General features: G+C 58.6%; 16 protein-coding genes. 5 read left to right on the top strand and 11 right to left on the bottom strand.

The annotated features are described in order from the left end of the window. Positions 1 to 91 precede the first annotated feature (91 nt). The 5 genes from ACR0FC_RS15465 (at position 92) to ACR0FC_RS15445 (ending at position 6,690) form a co-directional block, all read left to right on the top strand. Entirely contained in the window at positions 92 to 2,305 is a 2,214-nt protein-coding gene (locus tag ACR0FC_RS15465; protein ID WP_170341713.1) for an NADP-dependent isocitrate dehydrogenase, read from the top strand. 318 nt (positions 2,306 to 2,623) lie between these two features. Continuing rightward, on the top strand, positions 2,624 to 3,409 hold the full coding sequence (locus tag ACR0FC_RS15460) for a metallophosphoesterase family protein (RefSeq protein ID WP_170341711.1): 786 nt from the start codon (positions 2,624 to 2,626) through the stop codon (positions 3,407 to 3,409). Position 3,410: 1 nt separating this feature from the next. Further along, the gene (locus tag ACR0FC_RS15455) at positions 3,411 to 4,445 is read left to right on the top strand and encodes an ATP-grasp domain-containing protein (protein ID WP_170341709.1); all 1,035 of its coding nucleotides are present in this window, start codon (positions 3,411 to 3,413) and stop codon (positions 4,443 to 4,445) included. After that, a complete protein-coding gene (locus ACR0FC_RS15450; protein ID WP_170341707.1) occupies positions 4,442 to 5,329 on the top strand; it encodes an NAD-dependent epimerase/dehydratase family protein in 888 nt (295 codons plus the stop codon). The genes ACR0FC_RS15455 and ACR0FC_RS15450 overlap by 4 nt, the downstream gene beginning before the upstream one ends. A 125-nt stretch (positions 5,330 to 5,454) precedes the next feature. Further along, positions 5,455 to 6,690: an O-antigen ligase family protein gene (locus ACR0FC_RS15445; protein ID WP_170341705.1), complete on the top strand. Its 1,236-nt coding sequence runs from the start codon at positions 5,455 to 5,457 to the stop codon at positions 6,688 to 6,690. A gap of 9 nt (positions 6,691 to 6,699) precedes the next feature. On the opposite strand, the gene ACR0FC_RS15440 is transcribed toward ACR0FC_RS15445, so the two are convergent. The 11 genes from ACR0FC_RS15440 to ACR0FC_RS15390 form a co-directional block, all read right to left on the bottom strand. Continuing rightward, complete coding sequence (locus tag ACR0FC_RS15440; RefSeq protein ID WP_217354954.1) at positions 6,700 to 8,142, bottom strand: hypothetical protein; 1,443 nt, start codon at positions 8,140 to 8,142, stop codon at positions 6,700 to 6,702. 42 nt (positions 8,143 to 8,184) lie between these two features. After that, positions 8,185 to 8,904, bottom strand: a complete 720-nt coding sequence (locus ACR0FC_RS15435; protein WP_170341703.1) for a class I SAM-dependent methyltransferase — start codon at positions 8,902 to 8,904, stop codon at positions 8,185 to 8,187. Between the two features lie 252 nt (positions 8,905 to 9,156). Then, a complete protein-coding gene (locus ACR0FC_RS15430; protein WP_170341701.1) occupies positions 9,157 to 10,095 on the bottom strand; it encodes a UbiA family prenyltransferase in 939 nt (312 codons plus the stop codon). 75 nt (positions 10,096 to 10,170) lie between these two features. Continuing rightward, positions 10,171 to 11,601, bottom strand: a complete 1,431-nt coding sequence (locus ACR0FC_RS15425) for a hypothetical protein (protein ID WP_170341699.1) — start codon at positions 11,599 to 11,601, stop codon at positions 10,171 to 10,173. A 143-nt stretch (positions 11,602 to 11,744) separates the two neighbouring features. Beyond that, entirely contained in the window at positions 11,745 to 13,586 is a 1,842-nt protein-coding gene (locus ACR0FC_RS15420) for a GumC family protein (protein ID WP_170341697.1), read from the bottom strand. A gap of 309 nt (positions 13,587 to 13,895) precedes the next feature. Beyond that, complete coding sequence (locus ACR0FC_RS15415) at positions 13,896 to 14,336, bottom strand: GtrA family protein (RefSeq protein WP_170341695.1); 441 nt, start codon at positions 14,334 to 14,336, stop codon at positions 13,896 to 13,898. A 106-nt stretch (positions 14,337 to 14,442) separates the two neighbouring features. Continuing rightward, positions 14,443 to 15,858 carry an ArnT family glycosyltransferase gene (locus ACR0FC_RS15410; protein ID WP_170341693.1) on the bottom strand — a complete coding sequence of 472 codons (1,416 nt, stop codon included), beginning with the start codon at positions 15,856 to 15,858 and terminating at the stop codon, positions 14,443 to 14,445. Between the two features lie 271 nt (positions 15,859 to 16,129). Beyond that, on the bottom strand, positions 16,130 to 17,473 hold the full coding sequence (locus tag ACR0FC_RS15405; RefSeq protein WP_170341691.1) for a hypothetical protein: 1,344 nt from the start codon (positions 17,471 to 17,473) through the stop codon (positions 16,130 to 16,132). 129 nt (positions 17,474 to 17,602) lie between these two features. Then, on the bottom strand, positions 17,603 to 19,549 hold the full coding sequence (gene asnB, locus ACR0FC_RS15400; RefSeq protein ID WP_170341690.1) for an asparagine synthase (glutamine-hydrolyzing): 1,947 nt from the start codon (positions 19,547 to 19,549) through the stop codon (positions 17,603 to 17,605). Between the two features lie 12 nt (positions 19,550 to 19,561). Then, the gene (locus tag ACR0FC_RS15395) at positions 19,562 to 20,680 is read right to left on the bottom strand and encodes a glycosyltransferase (RefSeq protein WP_170341688.1); all 1,119 of its coding nucleotides are present in this window, start codon (positions 20,678 to 20,680) and stop codon (positions 19,562 to 19,564) included. A gap of 78 nt (positions 20,681 to 20,758) precedes the next feature. Beyond that, positions 20,759 to 21,940 (bottom strand): DegT/DnrJ/EryC1/StrS family aminotransferase, encoded by a 1,182-nt coding sequence (locus tag ACR0FC_RS15390; RefSeq protein WP_170341686.1) that lies wholly within the window; start codon positions 21,938 to 21,940, stop codon positions 20,759 to 20,761. Positions 21,941 to 21,948: the final 8 nt, after the last annotated feature.

Genomic DNA, 21,948 nt, shown 5'->3' with positions numbered 1-21,948 from the left:
GAACAGCATTCATGCTCCTCGCACGCCGCGCTGCACGCGGCACAACTCTCGGCTCGCACGCCCCTGAAAGGCTTAAAAAAGGTAAGGGAACATGGCAGAAAAATCGAACTTCGACATATTGTATACCATCGTAGACGAAGCGCCGGAGCTGGCCAGTGCCTCGTTCCTGCCCATCATCCGCAAATTCGCCGCGGCCGCGGGCGTCAGCGTTGGTACCAAAGACATTTCGCTGGCCGGGCGCATCATCGCGGCCTTCCCCGAAAACCTGACCGAAGAGCAACGTCAGCCCGACGATCTGGCCGCCTTGGGCGAGTTGGTGAAGACCCCCGAGGCCAACGTGATCAAGCTGCCCAACATCTCGGCCTCGGTGCCGCAGCTGGTCGCTGCCATCAAGGAACTGCAGGGGCAGGGCTACGACATCCCCAACTATCCCGAGGACCCCAAGACCGACGCCGAAAAAGAGATCCGCGCCCGCTATGACGCGATCAAGGGCTCGGCCGTGAACCCGGTTCTGCGCGAGGGCAACAGCGACCGCCGCGCCGCCAAGGCGGTCAAGCGCTATGCCCAGCAGCACCCGCATTCGATGGGCGAATGGTCGGCCGACAGCAAGACCAAGGTGTCGTCGATGCCGGGCAATGATTTTTATGCCAACGAGAAATCGGCCACCATCACTGCGGATCAGGCCGGTGATGCGCGGATCGAATTCGTGGGCAAGGATGGTGGTGCTACCGTCCTGAAAGACGGCTGGACGCTGGAAGAGGGCACCGTTGCGGACGCTACCTTCATGTCAATCAAGGCGCTGTCGGAGTTTCTGGATGCCGCGATCGAGGACACCAAGAAAGACGGCACGATGTTCTCGCTGCACATGAAGGCGACGATGATGAAGGTCAGTGACCCGATCATTTTCGGCTACGCCGTAAAGTCGTGGCTGGCGCCGGTGTTCGAAAAATTCGGCGACCGCATGGCACAGCTGGGCGTCAACCCGAACTCCGGCTTGGGCGATCTGCTGAACCGCGTCAAGGAAGATGCCGAGATCATGGCCGCGATCGAAGCGGTCAAGGCAGACCGTCCCTCGATGTACATGGTCGACAGCGACAAGGGCATCACCAACCTGCATGTGCCGTCGGACGTGATCATCGACGCCTCGATGCCGGCCGTGATCCGCGCGGGCGGCAAGGGCTGGGACGAGAGCGGCAAGAAGGGCGACACCAACTGCGTGATCCCCGACCGCTGCTATGCGCCGGTCTATGACGAGACCATCAATTTCTTCAAAGCCAACGGTGCGCTGAACCCGGCGACCGCCGGTTCGGTGGCCAACGTGGGCCTGATGGCCCAGAAGGCCGAGGAATACGGCAGCCACCCGACCACATTTGAGGCGCCCGCCGACGGCACGATCCGCGTCGTTCTGGCCAATGGCGAGGTCCTGCATTCGCATGAGGTCGAAAAGGGTGACATCTGGCGTGCCTGCACCGCCAAAAAAGCCCCGATTGAAAACTGGATCCAACTGGCGATGGACCGTCAGCGTCTGACCGGCTCCGAGGCGATCTTCTGGCTGGATGCGAACCGCGCCCATGACGCCGAGCTGATCAAATACGTCAAGCCGGCGCTTGAGGCAGCGGGCGTAGCCGACAAGTTCCTGATCCTGGCGCCGCGTGAGGCGACCCGCAAGTCGCTGGAAACCATCACCGCCGGCAAGGACAGCATCGCCATCACCGGCAACGTGCTGCGCGACTATCTGACCGACCTGTTCCCGATCCTCGAGCTGGGCACCTCGGCCAAGATGCTGTCGATCGTCAAGCTGATGAATGGCGGCGGCCTGTTCGAAACCGGTGCAGGTGGCTCGGCGCCCAAGCACGTTCAGCAGCTGGTCGAGGAAAACCACCTGCGTTGGGACTCGATGGGCGAATTCTGCGCGTTGGGTGAATCGCTGAATTTCCTGGCCGACAGCCGCGGAAACGCCAAGGCCGCCGTTCTGGGCGCTGCGGCCGAGGCCGCAACGCAGGGCATCCTGGACCACGACCGCTCGCCCAGCCGCAAGGTTGGCGAGCCGGACAACCGCGACAGCCACTATTGGTTCGCCCGCTACTGGGCTGAGGCACTGGCCGCGCAGTCGGATGATGCTGAACTGGCGGCGCATTTTGCACCGATCGCCAAAGAACTGGCGGAAAAGGAAGAGCAGATCCTGTCCGAACTGCTGGCCGCTCAAGGCAAGCCTGCTGATTTGGGCGGCTATTACCATGGCGATCGCGCCAAAACTGCCGCTGTGATGCGTCCCAGTGCGACACTGAACGCGATCATTGGCTGACCACAGAAGGCCGGGCGAATGAGCCCGGCCTTTCTTATTTCGTCCGATCAGGCGACAGTTAGTATTTTCCTGAGCTATTGTTTGCTTTGGCTTGATTGGCCGGACCCGAACTGTTCCAGGGCGACCTGGGTTGGACAAAGGGAGTTGCGGCACGGTTCTCAGCCGGTATCATCCCAGAAAGTTTGCACCGTCGAACGGTTCGGCCGGGCTGTGCAGTTGATTTGTTAAAGGGTGTTTCAGAGCGCCTGTGTTCGCAGTGGTTGGAACCAGGGCCGGCGCTTGATTTGGATTGCCGGACATGGTCGGCGGAGAGTGGTCATGAGTACGCTGAAGATCGCGGTACTGTCCGACATACATGGAAACGCCACGGCGTATGCGACCGCGATCCAAAAGGCCGAAGCTTTTGCGCCGGATGTCGTCGTAATGTTGGGCGATCTGTTGACATATGGTGTGCGCCCTCGGCAGGTGTTGGAACTGACCGACCAACTGATGGCTCGCCAAAACTGCGTGTTCATTCGCGGCAACCACGATCAGTTCTATTTCGATCTGGATAAAGGTAACCCGTCTCTCTACGACAACATTGCAGGATTTGTGTTGGAGTCCGTCGAGTGGACGCATGGTGAGGTCCGGGGCGACCCACCGTTGGCCGACCGATACCCCTGGGCCGACCGCCATAGCATGGGGCCGATCCTGTTCTCACATGCCAACCCTTACGATTATGGGGACTGGTCCTATGTCTCGAAACCGGATCAATGGGCACCAGCCGCAGCGGTCTTGCGACAAATGGGAAAAACGGTCGGGGTCTTTGGGCATTCGCACCGGGCCTTTGCCGTCATGATCGACGAAGCCGGAAGACCAACACCTGCGGATCAACGCAAATGGATAAGGATTCCGAAAGGGTCAGTGCTGCTGCTGAACCCCGGAGCGGTCGGGCAGGGGCGGGGCACGGGCCTGTCTTATCTGACCCTTGAGCTGGATGGCGACCGGGTGAGAATCGACATCCCGTCGATCAGCTTTGATCTGGAACAGATCCGCGCGGATATTCAGGCCACTGACCTCAGTCAGGGGACAAAGGAACGGCTTATTTCATTCATGGAGAAATGAATTGATCACGGTTTTGGTTACAGGTGCGGGTGGCGGAGTGGGCCAGGGCATCATCAAGTCGCTCAGGCTGATTTCTGATCCGCCGCTGCGTATTCTTGGAGCCGACATGTCTGCCCTATCCGCCGGCCTTTATGCCTGCGACAAAGCCTTTCTGGTCGAAGGGTGCCGCTCGCCGGGATACCTCGACTCACTGGCACGGATATTTCAGGCAGAGTCCGTGGATTACTATTTCCCCGGTACGGATATCGAACTGGCATTGTGTGCCGAAAACCGGGATCGCATCGCGGAACAGTTCGGGACAAAGGTCGTGGTCAACAGTCCAGAGACGGTGCGTATTGCCGATGACAAGGGACTGACCTCGGCTTTTTTGGCGAATAACGGGCTGCCCTATCCGCGCACGTGGCCCATGGCCGAGGCCTTGGAAATGGATGATCTGATCTACCCGGTCATTGCCAAACCGGCGGTCGGGTTTCGGTCCATCGGGGTCGAACGGGTGAATTCTCGGGACGAGCTGGCCAACTACCCCGGTGATCCGGCGGCAACCATCGTACAGGAGCTGATCGGCGATGACGCGCGCGAGTTCACGTGCACGATCGTCGGGGCGAAGGGGAGTCTGTCGCCGGTTCTGGCACTGCGTCGAGTGCTTCGGTCGGGCGATACATATCGGGCCATTCCCGAGCGGAATCCGGTGATCGAAGACTATGTCACAGCTATCGCGCGCAAGCTGGACGTCGAAGGGGCCTGCAATTTTCAGCTGCGCCTTGGCGACGACGGAGTACCCAAGGTGTTCGAAATCAATGCCCGGTTCTCTGGTACTACACCGTTCTGTGCTCAACTGGGTTTCAACCCGGTCGAATTTTACCTCAAGACCGACCGCGGCCTTGCCTATGAGCCAGAAATCGCTTGGGACAGCATGGTTCTGCGGTATTGGAGTGAGCTGGTCGTTCCGCGTTCAATGACAGATACATTGGATCAGGCCGGACAGTCGGAACCTCAGATCCCGGCCCAGTTCAGCCTCTATGGCGGGACGTCATGAAAGTTGCCCTGACAGGGGCGACCGGCTTGCTGGGTCGCCATCTTGTGGCCTGGCTAAGCCGACGTGACATTCCTGTTGCGCGGATCGACCGGTCGGACTGGGATCTGCAGGACGCGATCGCCCATGACAGGCTGGATCAACTGGTGCAAGGTGCGGATGTATTCGTGCACTGCGCGGCCCGGATTGATCTTGCCGGGCCTGCGGGTGACGGCTCGGCTTGGCAGGTGCTGTTTGACAGCAATGTCCGAGCCACGTTGAATGCGGCGCGTTGGGCGGCAGATCGTGACGTGCACTTCATCTTTGTGTCCAGCGGGTCGGTATATCGCGATCCTCATGCCCGCGGAATCGACGAAAGTGCGGAAACCGCCCCGGGGCCGCTTGGCGGTGATTACGCTACAACCAAGCGTCTGGCCGAAGCGGGGCTGGCTGAGCTTGCCCAGACTTCTGGAGCGCGAGTGACCGTGCTCAGACCTTCGGCGCTCTATGGTCATGGGCTGCCTGATGACAAGTTTCTTGTGCGGATGCTGAATGATGCGGCCGCGGGGCAAAACATCACAGTAACCGGTCCAAAGAACAGCATTGATTTCGTGCATGCGCATGACCTGAGCCGGGCGATTTTGCAATCGGCCCAGGCCGCAGCTTGCGGTGTATTCAATATCTCCGGCGGAGATCCGGTTTCCTTGGCGGATTTGGCGCAGGAGGTCATGTCCGTCGCAGGTGGCCAGGGTATGATCGAAACCCGATCCGGAGACAGTCCGCCATTCACGAGGTTCGATCTGTCCTCGAACGCAGCCCGGGCTGCATTCGGCTATGCGCCGGTCGTGGACATTGCAACGGGTCTGGAAATGACGTTGAGGGGCCAATTGCTGCCGGGAGCGGCATGACCCGGTCCGGCAGCCGGGCGATGGGAGCCGGAAACATGTTTTTTGAAGGTATCTTGGGTGTTACCCTTGTATTCCGGGTACCAGTCTGCGGGCCAGGTAACCCACCGCCGTTTGGATTGTAGAATATGGCGCCAGTCAACAGTATCAGCCGGCCTAAGCCGATTTTGGAGCAGATCGAATTCGCGTGTCTGATGACTGCGTTGCTGTTCAGCACGTTCACTGCCTTTCGCCATCCGGCGGTTCTGTTCACGGCCAGCGACATGTTTTTGACGGTTGCCGTGATCCTGCGGTGCAACCGCAGCCTGCCGCTGTTTCCGTTGCAATCCGCGTCTTCGGTCTGGTTCATCGGCATGCTGATGATGGTGGCGGGACTGTCGATCGGCTCTATCGCGCACGGCGATCCGGTGTCGGCCTTCGTGGTCATCGTGCAGTATTTCTTTTCATTTGTTCTTCTGCCTCTGGCGATCCTGGGTCGCCCATATGAAGAGGCTGTTACTCTTGCAAAGGTCGGCGTGATCTCGATTGCCTTGAACTGTCTTGTCGGGATGATCGCCTATGGCGTGGGCTATTCCGGTGGCGAATCCCGGTATTTCATGCTGGTCAGCGGCAATTACCGCGTGGCGGGACTGGTGGATAATCCAAACGGGTTGGCTGGACTGATCGTGCTTTGGTTCCCGGTATTGTGGTATCTTGGGCTGACGGGTGCGCTAAGAAAACTGCCATTCTTGGCCCTCTTCGGGCTGCTTGCCATCACTTTGATCTACGCAAGTTCGAATTCCAGCCTTGCTGGTGCGGTCATCTGCGGTGCTTTGTTCCTGCTGCTGGTTGGAAATCAGCGCGTGCTGATGATCTGGGGAACAGCTGTGACGACGATGGCTTGGATCAGTATCCAATGGGCTGAGTTCATCTTTCCGCCGACGTTCCGCAACCGGGTATTGTCACCTCTGCTCGAGGGGGACCTGAGTCACGCGGGTACATTCGAGGACCGCGCGGATCTCATGATCGAGGCCTGGCAGTTTCTGCCGGATTACTTTCTGGTCGGTATGGGCGCGGGACAGTATCGCGAACTGAGCAGTCAAGGCATTCCCGTTCACAACCTGTACCTGTTGCTGGCCAACGAAGGGGGTATTCTAGCCTTGCTGGGATTGTGCTTCGTTTTGGGGTCCGCCATCGTCTACGCCGTAATGGCCCGGCATAATGTGCCGAACAGGGTGTACGGGCGCGCGACCGTGGTGACGGTCACGCTGACCTTTGCGGCGCTGTCCATGAACTACACCCATGTTTACCAGCGCGGTATGCTGATCCCGTGGATCGTGGCATTGGGGCTGTTGGCTGCGTCCGATCGGTACCGGCGCCGCTAGCTTTTCACGTCACGGGTTGCTTTGTCCCATCCCGGTCCCGTCGCCAGCCAATTCGTGCAGGAACTCCTCGAGGTTGGTCCAGCCATCTTCGTCCGAATCCGCGGTTGCGTCCATCGGGTCCGTGGGATTCAGGTCCCATTGCGTTTCCCATTCATCAGACATCCCGTCAACATCGCTGTCTGCATAGGGCAGGGCGCTTTCAAGCTCGGGCCAACCGCCGACCTTTTCAGGGTTCTTCTTTAGGATTTTGCCGGATCGGTCACGGACCTCCTGAACAACCCTCTGATCCACCGCGTCGCGAGATGGGCGTGTCGCTCCAGCGTTTTGCAGGACCGTTTCGAACACTGTCGAGACCGGATCGGCCTGGACCAAAGGCGGGGTGACCGGCTCATCAACGACATAGACACGATGTTCTGGGGCAAGGACCAGTTCCTCGGGAAGGTCCAGGCTGTTGCGGTTGTCTTCATCAAGATTGTCCCGAAGGTACAATCGGTAGCCGTTCTTGAAGCCGTCGAACAGGTGCACCAATAGATTGGAATCGATGCTTTCACCGGACAGCTTCAGGTTGCCAATGATATTGGCGTCCAGCTCGGTCCAGCGATTGTCCAGCGAAACGACATATTGCCAGATCGGTGAGTACATCAGGTTGTTTACGATTTCGGTCGTGGTCCCCGGGGTCTGGGGCGCGATTTGCGGGTTTCTGAACATCCCATGAGAGAACAGGTTGTGATGGATGCTGAAGTTGCCGCCCTTTGTCAGCAGCATGTTGCGGGCCCGGTTGCTTTTGCCTGGTCCGCCATGCAAGAGGGGCTCGCTGATGATGCTCCACTGAAAGGTCAGCCGTTCGGCGTTTTCTGAGTCAATCGTCTCGTCGCTGCCCCAACTGGTCGAAATGTGGTCGAAGATCACGTCACGCGCGGCTTTGGTGTAGACGCCAATGGCCCCTGAACAGCAGGATTCTACGTCGTGCGGTCCGGGCCGGAACCGAACATGGCGCACGATGACATCGTGCGTTCGGATTTCCAGTGATGGGCGCAATTGACGTGGGCCGTTTCGGATCGCAATCCCACCGCCCGGAGCGGTTTCTCCGGCGATGGTCAGAAAAGGACTGTTTGCGATCAGAGACGCCTTTTCCAGTGTAATCGTTCCGCTGACCCGAAAAATGCAGGTTCGAGGGCCTTTGGCGTCGATGCATGCACGTAAGGAGCCGGGCCCGTATTCTTCGGTGTTCGTGACATAAATCGCGCGCCCGCCGCGCCCACCTTTGGCGGCGGCGCCATGCCCTTCAGCGCTGGGAAATGCTCTTTGGGAGCCATCCGGCAGTTGTGCCGAAAAGGACCGGTTCGCGTTCTCGGCCAGCAGCGTGCCAGGGCTGCAGCCAATCGCCAGAACAGTCGCAAAAAGCGATACTTGGAATACGGCGAGCAGTCTTGGCCTTTTTGCAATGGGCATTCTAAAAACCTTGGCTGTTGTCAAAATTCTTCTGCCTTTGGTCTAGGGCGCGGTGTCCCGGGTTTGGGCTTTGGTCGCGCAGACCATCATTGAATCCCGCAGGTGCACTGGGATCACTAGGTCAGCCAGCCGTGCCGGAACCTTGAAGCGCGCCCATCTGGGTAGATAACGATGCACTCTTTCAACCAGATATCCTAACGGAAAATACCAAGTTGGACGATGAAATTCGGTTTGCTGCAAGCCAGCTTTGGCCAAGGCAAAGCGCAGTGTTTCAGGGTCGAAATAGCCGATATGCGCAACACGATAGTGCCACCATTGGTCTCCCATGATACGCGCCAGCAGGGACGAGCGGTCGGGCGTAACGACGACCAGTACTCCGCCATCGGCCAACAACCGTGCAGCCCGGGTGATCAGGTCCAGCGGATCCGAAACATGTTCGACCACGTCTACCAGAGTGACTACATCGTAGGGGCCGGTCAGATCGGGATGTGGAAGAACGCCTTGGACCACCGGCAGGCCATGATGTTTTGCCCGGGCGCAAAACCGTCGCGACGGCTCAACCCCGATCGCGTCGTAACCACAGGCGATGGCCTCCTCGACCAGGATACCGGTTCCGGCCCCCACATCCAGCAGCCGGTTCGCGCCGGCAGTGGGTCTTGGCAGCCTGTTTAGCAGCACCCGTTTCTGCCGCGCCCTTTGGGGGCGCGTCATCTCATAGGCCGGGTCTTCGAGGTCTTCGTAGAATTTAAGGACATCGACCATATCCGTGCATTGGCAAAAACCGCAGCGGACGCATTGGTCGATCGCGGCGGTTGTACCGTAGTCGGCATTCGAAATTTCAAAGTTCCGCGACGTCGGATCCCCGCGCAGGGTGCTTTCCTTTATCCTCCTGAGGCCGCCGGTGCCGCACAGCCAGCATCGCCGGATCGGTGCGGATACAACATCATCTGAAGGCTGGTTCACCATGCGCGCATCACCTCCAGTCTGGCAGCAAGCCGGTCCGTTGCCCGGCACCTATGACCCGACTGGCCGGATTTCAAGCAACTGTTCAAAGAACGGAAGCTTGATCTCGAGCAGAACGAACATGACCACCACCAGCAGAATAACCTGAAAAACAAGGCCGCGTTGTTTGTACAGATTTTCGGGGGCCTGTGCGATCGAGTCCCGGGCCAGCCCGACGGCAAGATAGCGCCCGAACAACATCGCCACGAAGGGCAGAGACAGCAGAAGCTCGACCTTGTACTTTGTCAGGAAAACGCCCAGGAAAGCGGTGGACAAGATTGCGTAGACCAGCGCCGACACCAATAGCTTCGACTCGTCATAGTCTTTGAAAGATGCGCGGTACCGCGCGGCAAGTGCCGGGTCGTCAATGGTACGATATTCGGCAAAGCGCTTGATCGCCATCAGATACGCGCCGCCGAACCAGTACGAGATCAACACGCTGGACGGTGCCACGATCGGCGGAACCATAATGAACCAGCCCGCAAAGAACCGAATGGGGTTGTTGATGGCCTCGCTCAGAACGTCCAAATAGGCGCGGTCCTTGGACCGGATTGGTTTGACGTTGTAGATGATCCCCATGATCAGCAGGGACAGCGCCGTCAGGAAGAACGGCGTATTGATCAGTAGCGCGAGTCCGAGACCGACGATCGCCAGACCCAGCCATTGCAACCAGACGATCCGGCCGTCGATCTCGGTCACGACTGAGGCACGCTCTTTCTTCTTCGGGTGGTGCCGGTCGAATTCGCGGTCCAACCACTCATTTATAGTATAGTTGGCCGACGCGACCAGACAGATCGAAAATATCCCGACGGCGAGGTCGATTGCCGACCGACTGGTGAACTCGGCACCCATGATGACCGCAAGAACGGCACCCGGCAGAATGAAGATGTTCTTGAACCAATGGTCGATGCGCGCAATGGACAAATAGTCTTTGAATCCGGCTCTTACCATTGCAACCACTTTCACCGACACAACAACATTTGCCGGGCCCGAAAAGGCGAGAAACAGAACACTACGGGCGGCATGTCAGATTTCCAGACTGCGCCTTGCGTGCTTCTTCCGGCGATCATAAAGCTTCAAAACCACAAGAAAACTAGCACATATGACCACCGCGACGATAGGCCAAAGTGCTGCAAGATACCTAACCGACGCGATGGATAGTGTTGCAGACAGAAACAATAGCGCGTGCAGGCTCAGCACCCCCAACCCGGCCAGAGTCAGTATTTGACGTCCGGCCCAGTTTTGGCGCAGCCAAAGGATTGAGGCCGCCAGGATCAAGATCGAAGCCAGCCAACCTATCGCAAGCGCGGAATGGATAAGACGTGCATACGGCGGATCAAAAACATCGCGGGTGATATAGCCGAGCGCATTGTCCATCGGGAACGGCCCATTCTGCGCGATGTAGGCGGTGATGTCGTTCGCGGTCACGGCATGGTAGAAGGGCTGCCAGAGGGCGACATAGTGCTGTAGCGGCAACCGCAAAAACCCCGTCGGGTTCGCCAGAATTCGTCTTGAACCGATTTCGGCCATGAGTTCGGTCTTTGGAATGCCAATTCGGTCGGCAATGGACTGCAACCGGTCCTTCTCGTACAGAAAAATCAAGCTGGCTTCGTAGCTGTGCATCAGAAAGAAGGAGACCGGTCCAAATGGCGCCCGGGAAATCGCCTCTCGTGCGTCAGCCGGGCCCTGTTCTTCAAGAATAATCCAGACTTCGGTTCGTGGGTCATCGGGGGCATAGGGGTTTGGGCCTGCAGCGAACATGGCGCTTTTTGCGAATAAGACGTTCCCCAGCACGCTTTCGCGAGGTTCATCGTGGCGAAGGTCGTAAGCGGCGCGGTCTGCAAGCAGCACGAAGGCGACGCCCAGAACCGCCAGAGCCAATCCAGCCCACGGGCGCCTGCCATTGATATAGCTCGCGCAAAGAACCGCCACGATAAGGATGGGCAGAAGAGCAAAACCAACTGGACGGATCGCGATCAAAGCGCCGACTGTCATGCCCAGGGCTGCAAAGTGCCAGGGCTTGGGGCCGTGGATCGCTTGCACCAGACAGGCAAGATAGACGCATGTCGCGCTTTGGAACAGAGACTCGGACAGGATGCTGTAGTTAAAGTAGAACGTCATCGGGTTGATGATCAGAATTCCAAGCAGGACCAGACCGGCACGGGGATGGCCAGTGGCCCGAGCCAGTGTGACCGACAATAGACATGCAGCAGCCGAGAATACCCAGATCTGGCCCACAACAGCGGCGCGCAGCGGGTCCGGGAACCCGTCGAAAAGGTCCAGAAAAAAAGGATATGCAAAGCCGCGATAGGCGGCGGCCTGAACGTAGTCTGCCGAGTCACTGGAGAAGTTTACGTCAACCAAGGGAAAAGCCGTCTGAATCACCGCCAGGACCAGTGCCAGCGCGATGATTATGAGCCCCCCGTTTTCATCTGCCCTTGAAGAAGCTTTCCCCAAAACCCACTCCAAGCAAAGTCCGGTATTTCCGACCGCGCCGCACGTCGATCAGTACCCGCGCGCAGCATCCGGTACTCGCATGGTAGCACAGACTCGGCCACCAGACATCCCCGGTGGCCGGAACGGCGCGGTCGCCGGATTTTCTAGTAGTCGTCGTAAGTACCGTAATACCCTTCGTAGGTGGTCCAGCGGTATTTCTTGGGGTCGACGTCATTCAGAATCGTACCCAGTACATTGAAGCCGGATGACTGAAGCCGTTTTGCCGCGGCTTGCAACGCATGCTGTGGCGTTTTTCCCCAGCGCGCGACCAGCAGAACGGCGTCGGCGAGGATGTCGTTGCGGTACACTTCATCCATCACCAGTGCCGGGGGTGTGTCCACGATAATGATATCGTATTGATCCAGCAGCGTTTCTTTGAGTTGCTTGAGCTTGTTTGACGCGGCATCAGACAGCTCGTGCGTAGGCGAGGCTGCGGTGATCAGATCCAGTGACCCTTTGGTTTCGGTGGTCAGAGCATGTTGCAGGGTTACACTGTCAGAATAGATTTCCGAAAGTTGCACCTCATCCATGTCTGGAATGAACGTCTTCGTCGCGCCGCGACGGTGCGTGTCCAGATCAATCAGCAGAGCGTTCAGTCCGTCAACGGCCGCCGAGGTCGCCAGAACGCTGCTGACGAAGGATTTGCCCTCGTTCGGCAAGCCTGAGGTGATCAGGATCACCTTGGAATGCTGGAACTTGATACAATTGGTCAAGATGCCCCGGGCGGCTTCGGCCAGGGGCGATTTCTGGCTCTGCAACAGGTTTTCGATCGCCTTGTTCTCACCGGCGAACATTTTGCTGCGTCGCTGACGGGCGATATATCCCAGATTGCTGAGGCCGGTCATTCGGAAGATCTGGTTTTCGCTGCGCACCGTTCTGTCCAGGCCCTCGCGCACCAGTGCGATGATGAAGCCAACGATCATTGCGAACAGGCCGGCCAGTACCGTGATCAACGACCTGCTGGGGGCATAGGGTTCAACCGGAATTCGCGCTTTGGAAACCTGAACTGTGCCGTCCTCAAGCTGGCCGATGCGGGTTTCCAGCAAGGTCAGGTTGTCGATCGTGGTTTGATAGCGGGTTCGCAGTAGTTCGACCTCGCGTTCCCGGCGCAGCAACGACAGCTCCAGACGGGTGCGGGCCTCCAGCTCCTGCTCGGATGTGATCAGCTGCTCCTGGAGGGCCAGAATTTCGTCTTCCGGTAGGTTGCGTTCGATGCCGATGCGCAGCTGGGCCTTGCGCCGCTCAACCTCGGCGCGCAGCCGGGTCACGAACTGTTCGTCGTCCAGATTGTCCTCACGTATGAACTCGGCCAAATTCGATTCCGCTTGAGTCAATTCTTCGCCAAGGATACCGACCCGGCGTTTGAGATTGTCGATCGATGTCATCAAGCGATTGACGCGTGCGTCGCGCTCGTTCGCGATATAGACGGCAATGACGGTATTGGGCAGGGCTGCAGCCAGCACCGGCGATGTGGATCGGCCTTCGATGCTGATGGCGAGGCTTTCTCCCGCGCGGGAGACGGAATAAGAGGCCAGTACTTTGTCAGTGACCGCGGCGCGGTGAATCTCTTCATCCGCCTCGCTGTCCGCGCCGGGGGCACGGCGCACAAAGCTGGGGTCGTCGAACAGACCCAAGCGGTCTGCCACCTGCTCGGCAAAGTCGCGAGACCGCAGTCGGGCCAACTCGGTTTCCACGCTCGACCGGTTCAGTTCATAGGTTTCCAGCTGTCCGGTCGACTCGCTGAATCGTGTTTCCGTGAGAGCCAGAACCATCTGCGCGTCCGACCGATACTGGTCGGGGATGGTCGACATGTAGAAGGCTGTTGCCGAGACCGCACCGACGACCAACAGAAAGATGACCAGCAGGTTCCGGCGCAGCAGCAACCAGATATTGATGAAATCGTTGGTTTCATGCTGGCTGGCAATTGCGTCGTCACCGGATTGCACGAGTGTTCTCCATTTTTTTCGGACCGTGAATACGGCTTAAAATCGGCGTCAGAATCGAACTGTTATTTATCATATTGTTTTACCTGTACTTTGATCGGCTCGATAGATTTATCTAGCCATATCAGGCCAAAAGGCCGTCCCTGTGAGTTTGGCGGGCAAAAAAAGCGATGCAAATCCGAGAGCAGAGAGTTTTTAGCCATTCTGGCGTCGGGCGAAGAGCTGCCTTTTCGAAGTCTTAAAATCGTGAACAAAGCGGTTGGTTGTTGGCGTTGTTTCCAAAGCCGACACAGTGGGTTTGGTCCGGCATACCTACCTTCCGGCGTCCTGTGCCTGGGCTTCCGGTGGTTCAGCAGCAGGCTCGCGAAATGTGATTTTCCAGTTCAGGGTAAAATTCAGAAGGAATATGCACCCGGTCACGAACGCCTGAATGATCAAGTAGTGGAAAGGCAACAACGCAAAGAGAAGAGAGAACAGCGCCACGTTTATCGCCGACGTCGTCGCCGTGACCAGAATGAACCTCTGCAGGGCACTGCGATGTGGAACGCTGGACTGAAACACCCATAGTCTTTGGATGCAGTAATTGAATGTGGCCCCCATCAGAAATCCGATTGCCGAAGCGATCGTTTCGTAGATGCCCAAGACTTCGACCGAGAACGCCATCGCCGAGAAATGGATGATGACGGCCGTGCACCCGGTCACGAAATAGCGACCGACCAGAACCGAGACGTGTTTGAGGTCTTCAAACTTCATCAAGCAATCCTTCAGGGCGTGAATGCAGAGCCACCCGATTGAATATCATCGATCCTATCATTGTTCGGCCGCGAGTGTTGGAACAAGCTTCATGATAAACGATCCTTCATTCGATCGGTTTGAAACTGGCGGGAGATCCATAGATCCGCCCGTCGGCCTCCTCATAGAGCAGCGTCAGATCGGCTTCGCGGATCAGCCGTTCCTCATTGACCAGATAGAACCGCCAGTCGACCTCGTTCAGGATGGCGACAACCGCGTTTTGGTTTGCCACGCGTTTGCGGACCTCCTGAATTTCTTTTTCTGGCGACGTACCAGGGTCCGGCCTGCCGGTTCTGCGTTCGAACAACTCAGGGGACTTGAGCGCATCCACGCCCTTGACCAGCCGAATGACATCATAACCGTTGGAATAGACCACGACACCATCCCGCAAATTGTCCAGATGCGCCAAGGTCGGAGAGTTCTTCCAGACCGGTGAGGCATAGAAATTCCCCTCAGTCATGTGGGTGCGGGTCATCGCTGCCGTGCGTACGGCATAGGTTCCGGTCAACGCCAGCGCAAGTATGAGGGCTACGGGACGCAGCCGGTTCATCATATCCGTTCCTGGCTGACCACCAACCAGAGCAAACCCCAGAACCAGAGTCGAAATGAACACTGGCAACAGGTATCGGGCATGGATGGTCAGATTCGCCTCGATAAACAGGGCCAGAACCAGGAAAGGAACGTAGACCAACAAAAAGAACGAGATCGGACGCGCAACTGGCAGACCGGGAAGGTCATCAGGGTTGGTCTGAACCTTCAAAGCCGTGGCGATCAGAGCAACGACGAACCCCAAAACCACCACCAAAGCGGTCAACGTGATGATCGGCGGCAGGGAGCTTGGCAGCACGTAGGCTGAAAGCGTGGTCAGTGCAGCGCGGAAGGTCTCGGCGTCGGGATCCCCAAGGAACGCTGCTTGACGCCCGATGCCGGTCCCGCCAGAGGTTTGATTGTACAGGTACCACCCGATGATGACTGCGGATGCGATCAGGCCGAACACAATCGCCGAAACCAGTCGACGGCGCAGGTCGCCGTGACCATAAACAAGGATTGTCAGCGAGCAGGCCGCGATCAGAGGGACCAGTGCGAACCGGGTCAGCACGCACAGGGCGGCCAGACAGCTTGCCAACACAAAGGCGGACACGTTGTCGCCGCGCAGGTAACGGGACATGAAGAAATAGGTGCCCAGCAAGCAGTTTGTCGTGAGCGGTTCCGACAGTATTGTGACATGCGCGTACATGAACTGGGGACTCAGGACCATGATCAGTGCTGCCAGAAAGATCATCCGTGGCCGAACCTTGCAGTCGTGCAGGATCAAGAACATCAAAGCGATGTTCAGGATCAGGCTGAGGATATTCAGTACAGTGGCCGCAAGCACGGGCTGGACACCCATTCCGGCCAGCAGATTAATCAGCGCGGTATAGGTTGGCGCCTGTTGAAACCGGTCGGGGGACAGCCCCAGATAGGCCATAGAATCCGGACGCATTCCGATTCCGTGCCATGTGCCGGCCGCAAATAGCCCGGCTGCACAGGCAACGAGGAAAAAGAAAAAGACCTTCAGTTCGGTGGACTGCCGCATGAATTCAACCCAAAAAACACTTTTACAACCAACAGCGTGAAACACTTCCGAACGGCGCAAGTAGCAGTTTGCGAATTCGGCGTATCCTTAATTTTTCACCGGCGGAGACGATGACCCAAAACGCTAAGTAGGGTCACTTTTGTTGTCAAGTTTATCCACAGCCGCCGCTCTGTCCGGCCTAGTTTCGACCTCCGTGCGGACAGCATTGCACCGGATCGAACGAAGCCGGATCCGCAAGAGGCGGTACATTCACATACAGGCTGAGTGCCACAATTCCACTCAACAGCAAGACTAGTCCCGGCTTTTCTTTTAGCAGAATGACCGAACCCAGGATAAGGGCCGTGGTCCAGTGAGAGCTGTAAAGCAGTACTTCGGGCGGGTTGAAAAACAGGTAGAACACAAAGAACGTGCCCACCAACGCCCACACTGCCAGCACAAGCGGGGCGCGGCCAGCTGTTCTTGCGCCTGAAACAATTGCCCATCCGACCAGGATTGTCGCCAGAATTGTCAGGGCCAAGCGGCTTGGATCGCGGAGAATCTCCCATAGTCGATCCAGCAAAAAGCGGCATTGAACCGTTTCGGCTGGCGCAACCCAGGAAAACAGGAAGAAGCCAGCGGCATAGTCTTTGATGATTTTGGGGTTGGTGAAGTTCGCGGCGTCCGCGTAGCGGCCAACCATCTCGGTCGGTTCCATGAAAGGATCACCGTCCAGAACGATGCCGAGAAAAACGACCGGAGCCATCATGCAGATTACGGCGATCACCGACGGAACCGCCACTCCGAACGTCAGTTTCCGCCCGACACCTCCGTTGAGAAAAGCCCATGAAAATCCGGCATAAACCAATGAGAATGCGGCCGCCGGCAAATGGGACCATCCGGCCAGCACACCGCAAGCCAGGCCAGCGATCACGCTGGTAAGGGCCGGGTACTTGGCGCAGTGTCTGGCCATCTCGGCCATGATCAACAATGACATGGCGATCGCCCAGAGTGAGACGCTGTAGGTCTCGACAACGCTGAGCGTGGTGACGGTTCCGAAGGTCAGGAGAACAGCAAGCGTCGCCAGAATGGAAACGGAGAGCGACAGGTGTTGGCGCAGTAGGAATAGTGCAATCGTGACAGACGAAATGGCGGCCCAGAATGCGAGACTGATCGAAATCGCGATAGGCTGCCGGATGCCCAGCCAGGTCAACGGCTCGGCGATGGCGGCGTTCAGCATCACGACCAGCGGGTGGCGCGCAAGGTGGAAAGCCAGGTAGTGCCCCTGAAACAAGCCATGCGAGTAACGGCCAGGGTCCGAGGCAAGGATGCAGTCGTCGTTGTAGAACGGTTTGCCCGGCGGTGCGGGCATGTCCAGAAACTGCCGCGCGAATTCCAGCCGGAAATAGAAAAAAGCAAAGACCACGCCAAACAGAAGCAGTAGCGCGAGGCCCGCCTGCCGTCTCATTGCAGGGGGGTGTGGAGACCGAAATTCGGACCGGATATCGCGCCAAAGGCCCGAGCAGGATGCAATCAGTTCAGTCATGAACAGACTTAGGCACGCCGGTACGGCGCGTGACAAACGATACGGGCGTGCACCTCTGTTTCACATGACAATCGGCTGAATTGTGTCCTTTTGTGCGAATTTGGTGAACAGAAGTCCGCGGTTCGAGGATCAGGCCAGCCATTTTTTCTGCCAGAAATGATACATCAGAACCGTCCACAGATGGGGCCCCCAATTGCGACGCCCGCTGAGATGCTCGCGCCATCGTCGCGCCAAGGTGGCTGTGTCGAATACGTCCTCGACCCCCTGTCCTGTTGAAAATACCTCGTTTGCCACAGGCTTCAGCGGGCCACGCAGCCAGTCGTTGACGGGAATCCCGAACCCTTGTTTCGGGCGGTCATACAAGGCCTTTGGTACGCGCTTGTCCACTAGGCGCCTTAGGGCCACCTTGCCCTGTTTACCGTCGAAACGCAGGGATCGGGGCGCCTGCCAAGCGGCGGCGACAACGCGGTCATCCAACAAGGGCGCGCGCGCCTCAAGACCGACGGCCATCGACGCTCGATCGACTTTCACAAGAATGCCTTCGGGCAAATACAGGCAGGAATCCAGCAGCAGCATCGTGTCAACTTCATCAAGACCGTTGGGCAATCCGAGTGTTTGATAGACCCCGCCGTCATTCACGTCCTTCAGCGCTGCTGCCGGGTCCCAAAGACTGAACAGGGTATTGTATCGGCTTCTAAAATCAGGCTGCGCGATGACCGAGGCGACTTTGGAGATCCTGTCGGCTGTGATCTGGTCGCGCATAGTGCCTGAAACGAATTTACGCAGGATCGGCGCAACGGCTGCACGCAGGGCATCAGGCGATGCTGCCAAAATCGACGCAGCCGGCCGAGGAAGCTTTCGACCCAGGCGTTCCATCGCCATCATTCGGGCATAGCGTTCGTACCCGCCAAAGGACTCGTCGCCGCCATCACCCGACAGCACGACGGTCAGTTGGTCGCGGGCCAGTTTGGAAACCAGCAGGGTTGGAACGCCGGACGGGTCGGCAAAAGGTTCGTCATAAACGTGTGGTAGGTCATCGAGCAATTCGAACGCCATGGATGGTGTTGCAGTGACCTCGTGATGGTCCGTGCCCAGATGTGCAGCGATTGCGGCGGCATGGTCTGCTTCGTTCAGGCCTTCTTCCTCGAAACGGACTGTAAAGCTTGTTACCTTGCCGTTGGTTTGTTCCTGCATCATGGCAGTGATCAGGGTTGAATCTATCCCGCCGGACAGGAAGGACCCCACCGAGACGTCCGCGACCATGCGCTCCTGCACGGCACGCTGCAGTTCCTCTTCAATACGAGCCAGCGCCCGTTCTTCGTCGTGGATCGGTGCGGCAAGTCCCCGTTTCGCGCAGTCGCGAAGGTCCCAGAACGTCCGGATGGCATCTACCAGGTCCTGAGCCGTCGCGGGCGGCTGGTCCAGGCGGACTTCGACCATTGATCCGGCGGGCAACTTCATAACTTCGCGATAGATCGAGAGTGGTGCCGGCACATATCCGTAGCGGGCGTATTGCGCCTGGGCCCGCCGGTCGGCTTCCGGCGAGCCAAATGCGGGGTTCGCGCGCAGCGCCTTGAGTTCGGAACCAAACAAAAGCTGGCCGGATTTGAGGCCTAGATACAGGGGTTTCTTGCCCAACCGATCGCGCGCAAAAACCACCCGGTTCAGCTTGCGATCCAAGACCGCGAAGGCGAACATGCCGTGCGCCTGTTCCAATGTCTTGCGGATGCCCCAGAGGTCCATAGCCGCCAGTAGCACCTCGGTATCTGATGTGCCGCGAAACGTGACGCCCTTGTCCAGCAACGTTTGCCGCAGGGCCAGAAAGCCGTAGATTTCCCCATTGTAGACGATGGTGAACCGGCCGCTGGGCGAGGTCATTGGCTGCGCCCCGGTCTCCGACAGGTCGACGATCGAAAGGCGGCGATGGCCCAGAGCTACACCGGCGTCTGGATCGACAAACAATCCGTCGGCATCGGGACCCCGGTGCTGAATAGCGTCGCACATGGCCTGCAGCGTGGTGCGGCCCGAGTCGGCGCCCATGGGCTGAAAAGTCAGAAATCCGGCGATACCGCACATGGGTCAGGTCCTTTATTCGACTTGAGGCGCTGTGGGTGGCGCCGGGTTGGCAGCTTGGTTCAGGGCCTGATCATAGGCGCGGGCAATCGCGTCGAGGGAGTAGTGTGTGGCGATGCGGTCGCGGGCAGCATTGCTATGGGCCTTGTAGGTTTCGGGCGGCCAGTTGGCAGCTTGGACCAGTGCCTCTGCCAATGCCTGCGGATCACGTGGCGGCACGACATAGCCGCACGAGTCCACCACTCTGGCGCTGTCGCCGACATGAGTCGTCACGACCGGGCGGCCGTGGCTCATGGCTTCGGCGATCACATTCGGAAAGCCTTCGGTGCGCGAGGCCAAAACCAGCAGGTCAATGCTCGCGTAGAACTCGGACATATCGTGCAGGTCGCCGCACAACGTCACGCTGTCTTCGGGCAGATCGTTGTCGGCCAGCATCGCGCGGATCTCAGGGTTCTCCAGCGTTACGCCGTCTCCGGCCAGACGGGCATGCAGGTCCGGGACGGACTGGCGCGCAATCGAGAAGGCGCGGAAGAAGGTTTCGAAGTCTTTCTGCGGGTGAAACCTTGCCGCCACTCCAAGCACGCGGGCGGGCCCCGGCCGCGACGTTGGATTGGGCGGAAGGATAAACCCGTTTGGAATCACCGTGGAATGGTCCCCGGCAAAGCCGTATTTCTCGTGCTGAGTTTGAGCGCGGGTCGAGTTGTAGAGGATCCCCTGACAGAATCTGGAAAGCACCTTCGACAGCGCCACCGCAGCGCGGGTGCTGCGGGTGAAGGCAGCCGGGTCGTCCAGCGCTTGCCGCACGGTCCAAACGACTGGAACGCGCCGCCCGGCAAGTTTGCCGGCGATCAGGCCCAGGACCATTGCATGGTACATCCAGCACAGAACCACATCCGGCTGATGGGTCCGGATCAAACGTCGGATCTGCCAAACCGCGCGAAACAGGGCCAACGGCGATCTGGCACGCAGCGAAACGTATTCGACCTTGTCATTCGCCGCCATTGCGCGGCAGCGGTCCGAAACCTCGGTCAGGGCGACGACGCAGGCCCGTTCGCCCGAATGGGCCAAAAGTCGGGCCAACATGGCTTGTGCGCCACCTTGGCCCGAGAAATCAGTGGTGACATGCAAGATCATCGGGTCACCCTCCGCAGCTCACCGGTGGGCGTTCGACACAAGCTGTATGTTGATCGGCCACACATCACCAATTCGCGCTCAGCCCTGTGCCATGTGGCGGGCCGTCGCCTTTTGGCCCACATCAACGATGACCTGCGCCAGACGAGCGACGTTCTCGGCGGACCAGGCCGGGTCGACCAGGAAGGCAAGGCTGGTTTCGCCCAGCTCGCGCGCCACGGGCAACGGTTCCTTGGGTCCCAGGCCTCGGCTGGTGAAGGTTTTCTCGAGGTAAATCTCAGAGCAGCTGCCAGAAAAGGCGGGAAAGCCGGCCTCGGCGATCTCGGCGATGATGCGGTCCCGGCTCCAGCCGGGCGCAAGTGTTTCCGGCCGCACAAATGCGTAGAACCTATAAAATGCGTGGGTAACGCCGTCGGGTGGCATTGGCACGCGAAAGGCCGGGCAGGTCGCAAGGGCATTGTGCAGGATATCCGCATTTGCCGTCCGGTGCGCGCGCCATGCGTCCAAGCGTTTCAGCTGTATTCGACCAAGTGCCGCCGAAGGGCCGTTCATCCGCAGATTGGTGCCGGGTCCTGAGTCGTGCAGCCAGCGAAAGCCGGGTGGGTGTTCCGTGTTGAACACGGTGTCATAACCTTTGCCGTGATCCTTGTAGCTCCAGATGCGACCCCAGAGATCAGAGTCGTTGGTCACCAGCAGACCGCCTTCGCCGCCTGTGGTCATGATCTTGTCCTGGCAGAAGGAAAACGATCCCAAGGTCCCGATGGTTCCGACATGGCGGTCGCCAATCATCGCGCCGTGGGCCTGGGCGCAGTCTTCGATGACCCAAAGGTCGTGGGCGCGGGCCAGATCCATGATGCCGTCCATGTCACAGGGCCAACCGCCCAGATGCACGGGTATGATCCCCCGGGTGCGCGGCGTAATCGCCTGGGCGATGGTGTCGGGCGTGATATTCTGGGTGTCAGGATCGACATCGACAAAGACCGGAACACCGCCCGCCAGCATCACCGAGCTGGCCGAGGCGATGAAGCTGCGCGGGGTTACGATGACCTCGTCACCCGGTTGCAGGTCTAGCCCGAGCATCGCGGCGTCCAGCGTCACTGTCCCGTTGGCCATGGCGATCGCATGTTTGGCTCCGGTATATGCGCAGTATTCGGCCTCGAATGCGCGAACATCAGTGCCGGTCCAAGCGTTGACTTTGCCAGAGGCCAGAACTTGCGCTACCGCGTCGATCTGTTCCTGGTCATAGATGGGCCATATCTGCATTTCGCACC

Source organism: Ruegeria sp. BB9 (assembly GCF_056539345.1).
The sequence above is the reverse complement of the archived record's forward strand: the minus strand, read 5'-3'. Positions and strand labels throughout refer to the sequence as shown.

Coding starts and splice junctions, on each gene's coding strand:
- ACR0FC_RS15465 (WP_170341713.1), top strand. CDS start 92: ATGGCAGAAAAATCGAACTTCGACATATTGTATACCATCGTAGACGAA.
- ACR0FC_RS15460 (WP_170341711.1), top strand. CDS start 2,624: ATGAGTACGCTGAAGATCGCGGTACTGTCCGACATACATGGAAACGCC.
- ACR0FC_RS15450 (WP_170341707.1), top strand. CDS start 4,442: ATGAAAGTTGCCCTGACAGGGGCGACCGGCTTGCTGGGTCGCCATCTT.
- ACR0FC_RS15445 (WP_170341705.1), top strand. CDS start 5,455: ATGGCGCCAGTCAACAGTATCAGCCGGCCTAAGCCGATTTTGGAGCAG.
- ACR0FC_RS15440 (WP_217354954.1), bottom strand. CDS start 8,142: ATGCCCATTGCAAAAAGGCCAAGACTGCTCGCCGTATTCCAAGTATCG.
- ACR0FC_RS15435 (WP_170341703.1), bottom strand. CDS start 8,904: ATGGTCGATGTCCTTAAATTCTACGAAGACCTCGAAGACCCGGCCTAT.
- ACR0FC_RS15430 (WP_170341701.1), bottom strand. CDS start 10,095: ATGGTAAGAGCCGGATTCAAAGACTATTTGTCCATTGCGCGCATCGAC.
- ACR0FC_RS15415 (WP_170341695.1), bottom strand. CDS start 14,336: ATGAAGTTTGAAGACCTCAAACACGTCTCGGTTCTGGTCGGTCGCTAT.
- ACR0FC_RS15410 (WP_170341693.1), bottom strand. CDS start 15,858: ATGCGTCCGGATTCTATGGCCTATCTGGGGCTGTCCCCCGACCGGTTT.
- ACR0FC_RS15405 (WP_170341691.1), bottom strand. CDS start 17,473: ATGACTGAACTGATTGCATCCTGCTCGGGCCTTTGGCGCGATATCCGG.
- asnB (WP_170341690.1), bottom strand. CDS start 19,549: ATGTGCGGTATCGCCGGATTTCTGACTTTTCAGCCCATGGGCGCCGAC.
- ACR0FC_RS15395 (WP_170341688.1), bottom strand. CDS start 20,680: ATGATCTTGCATGTCACCACTGATTTCTCGGGCCAAGGTGGCGCACAA.
- ACR0FC_RS15390 (WP_170341686.1), bottom strand. CDS start 21,940: ATGCAGATATGGCCCATCTATGACCAGGAACAGATCGACGCGGTAGCG.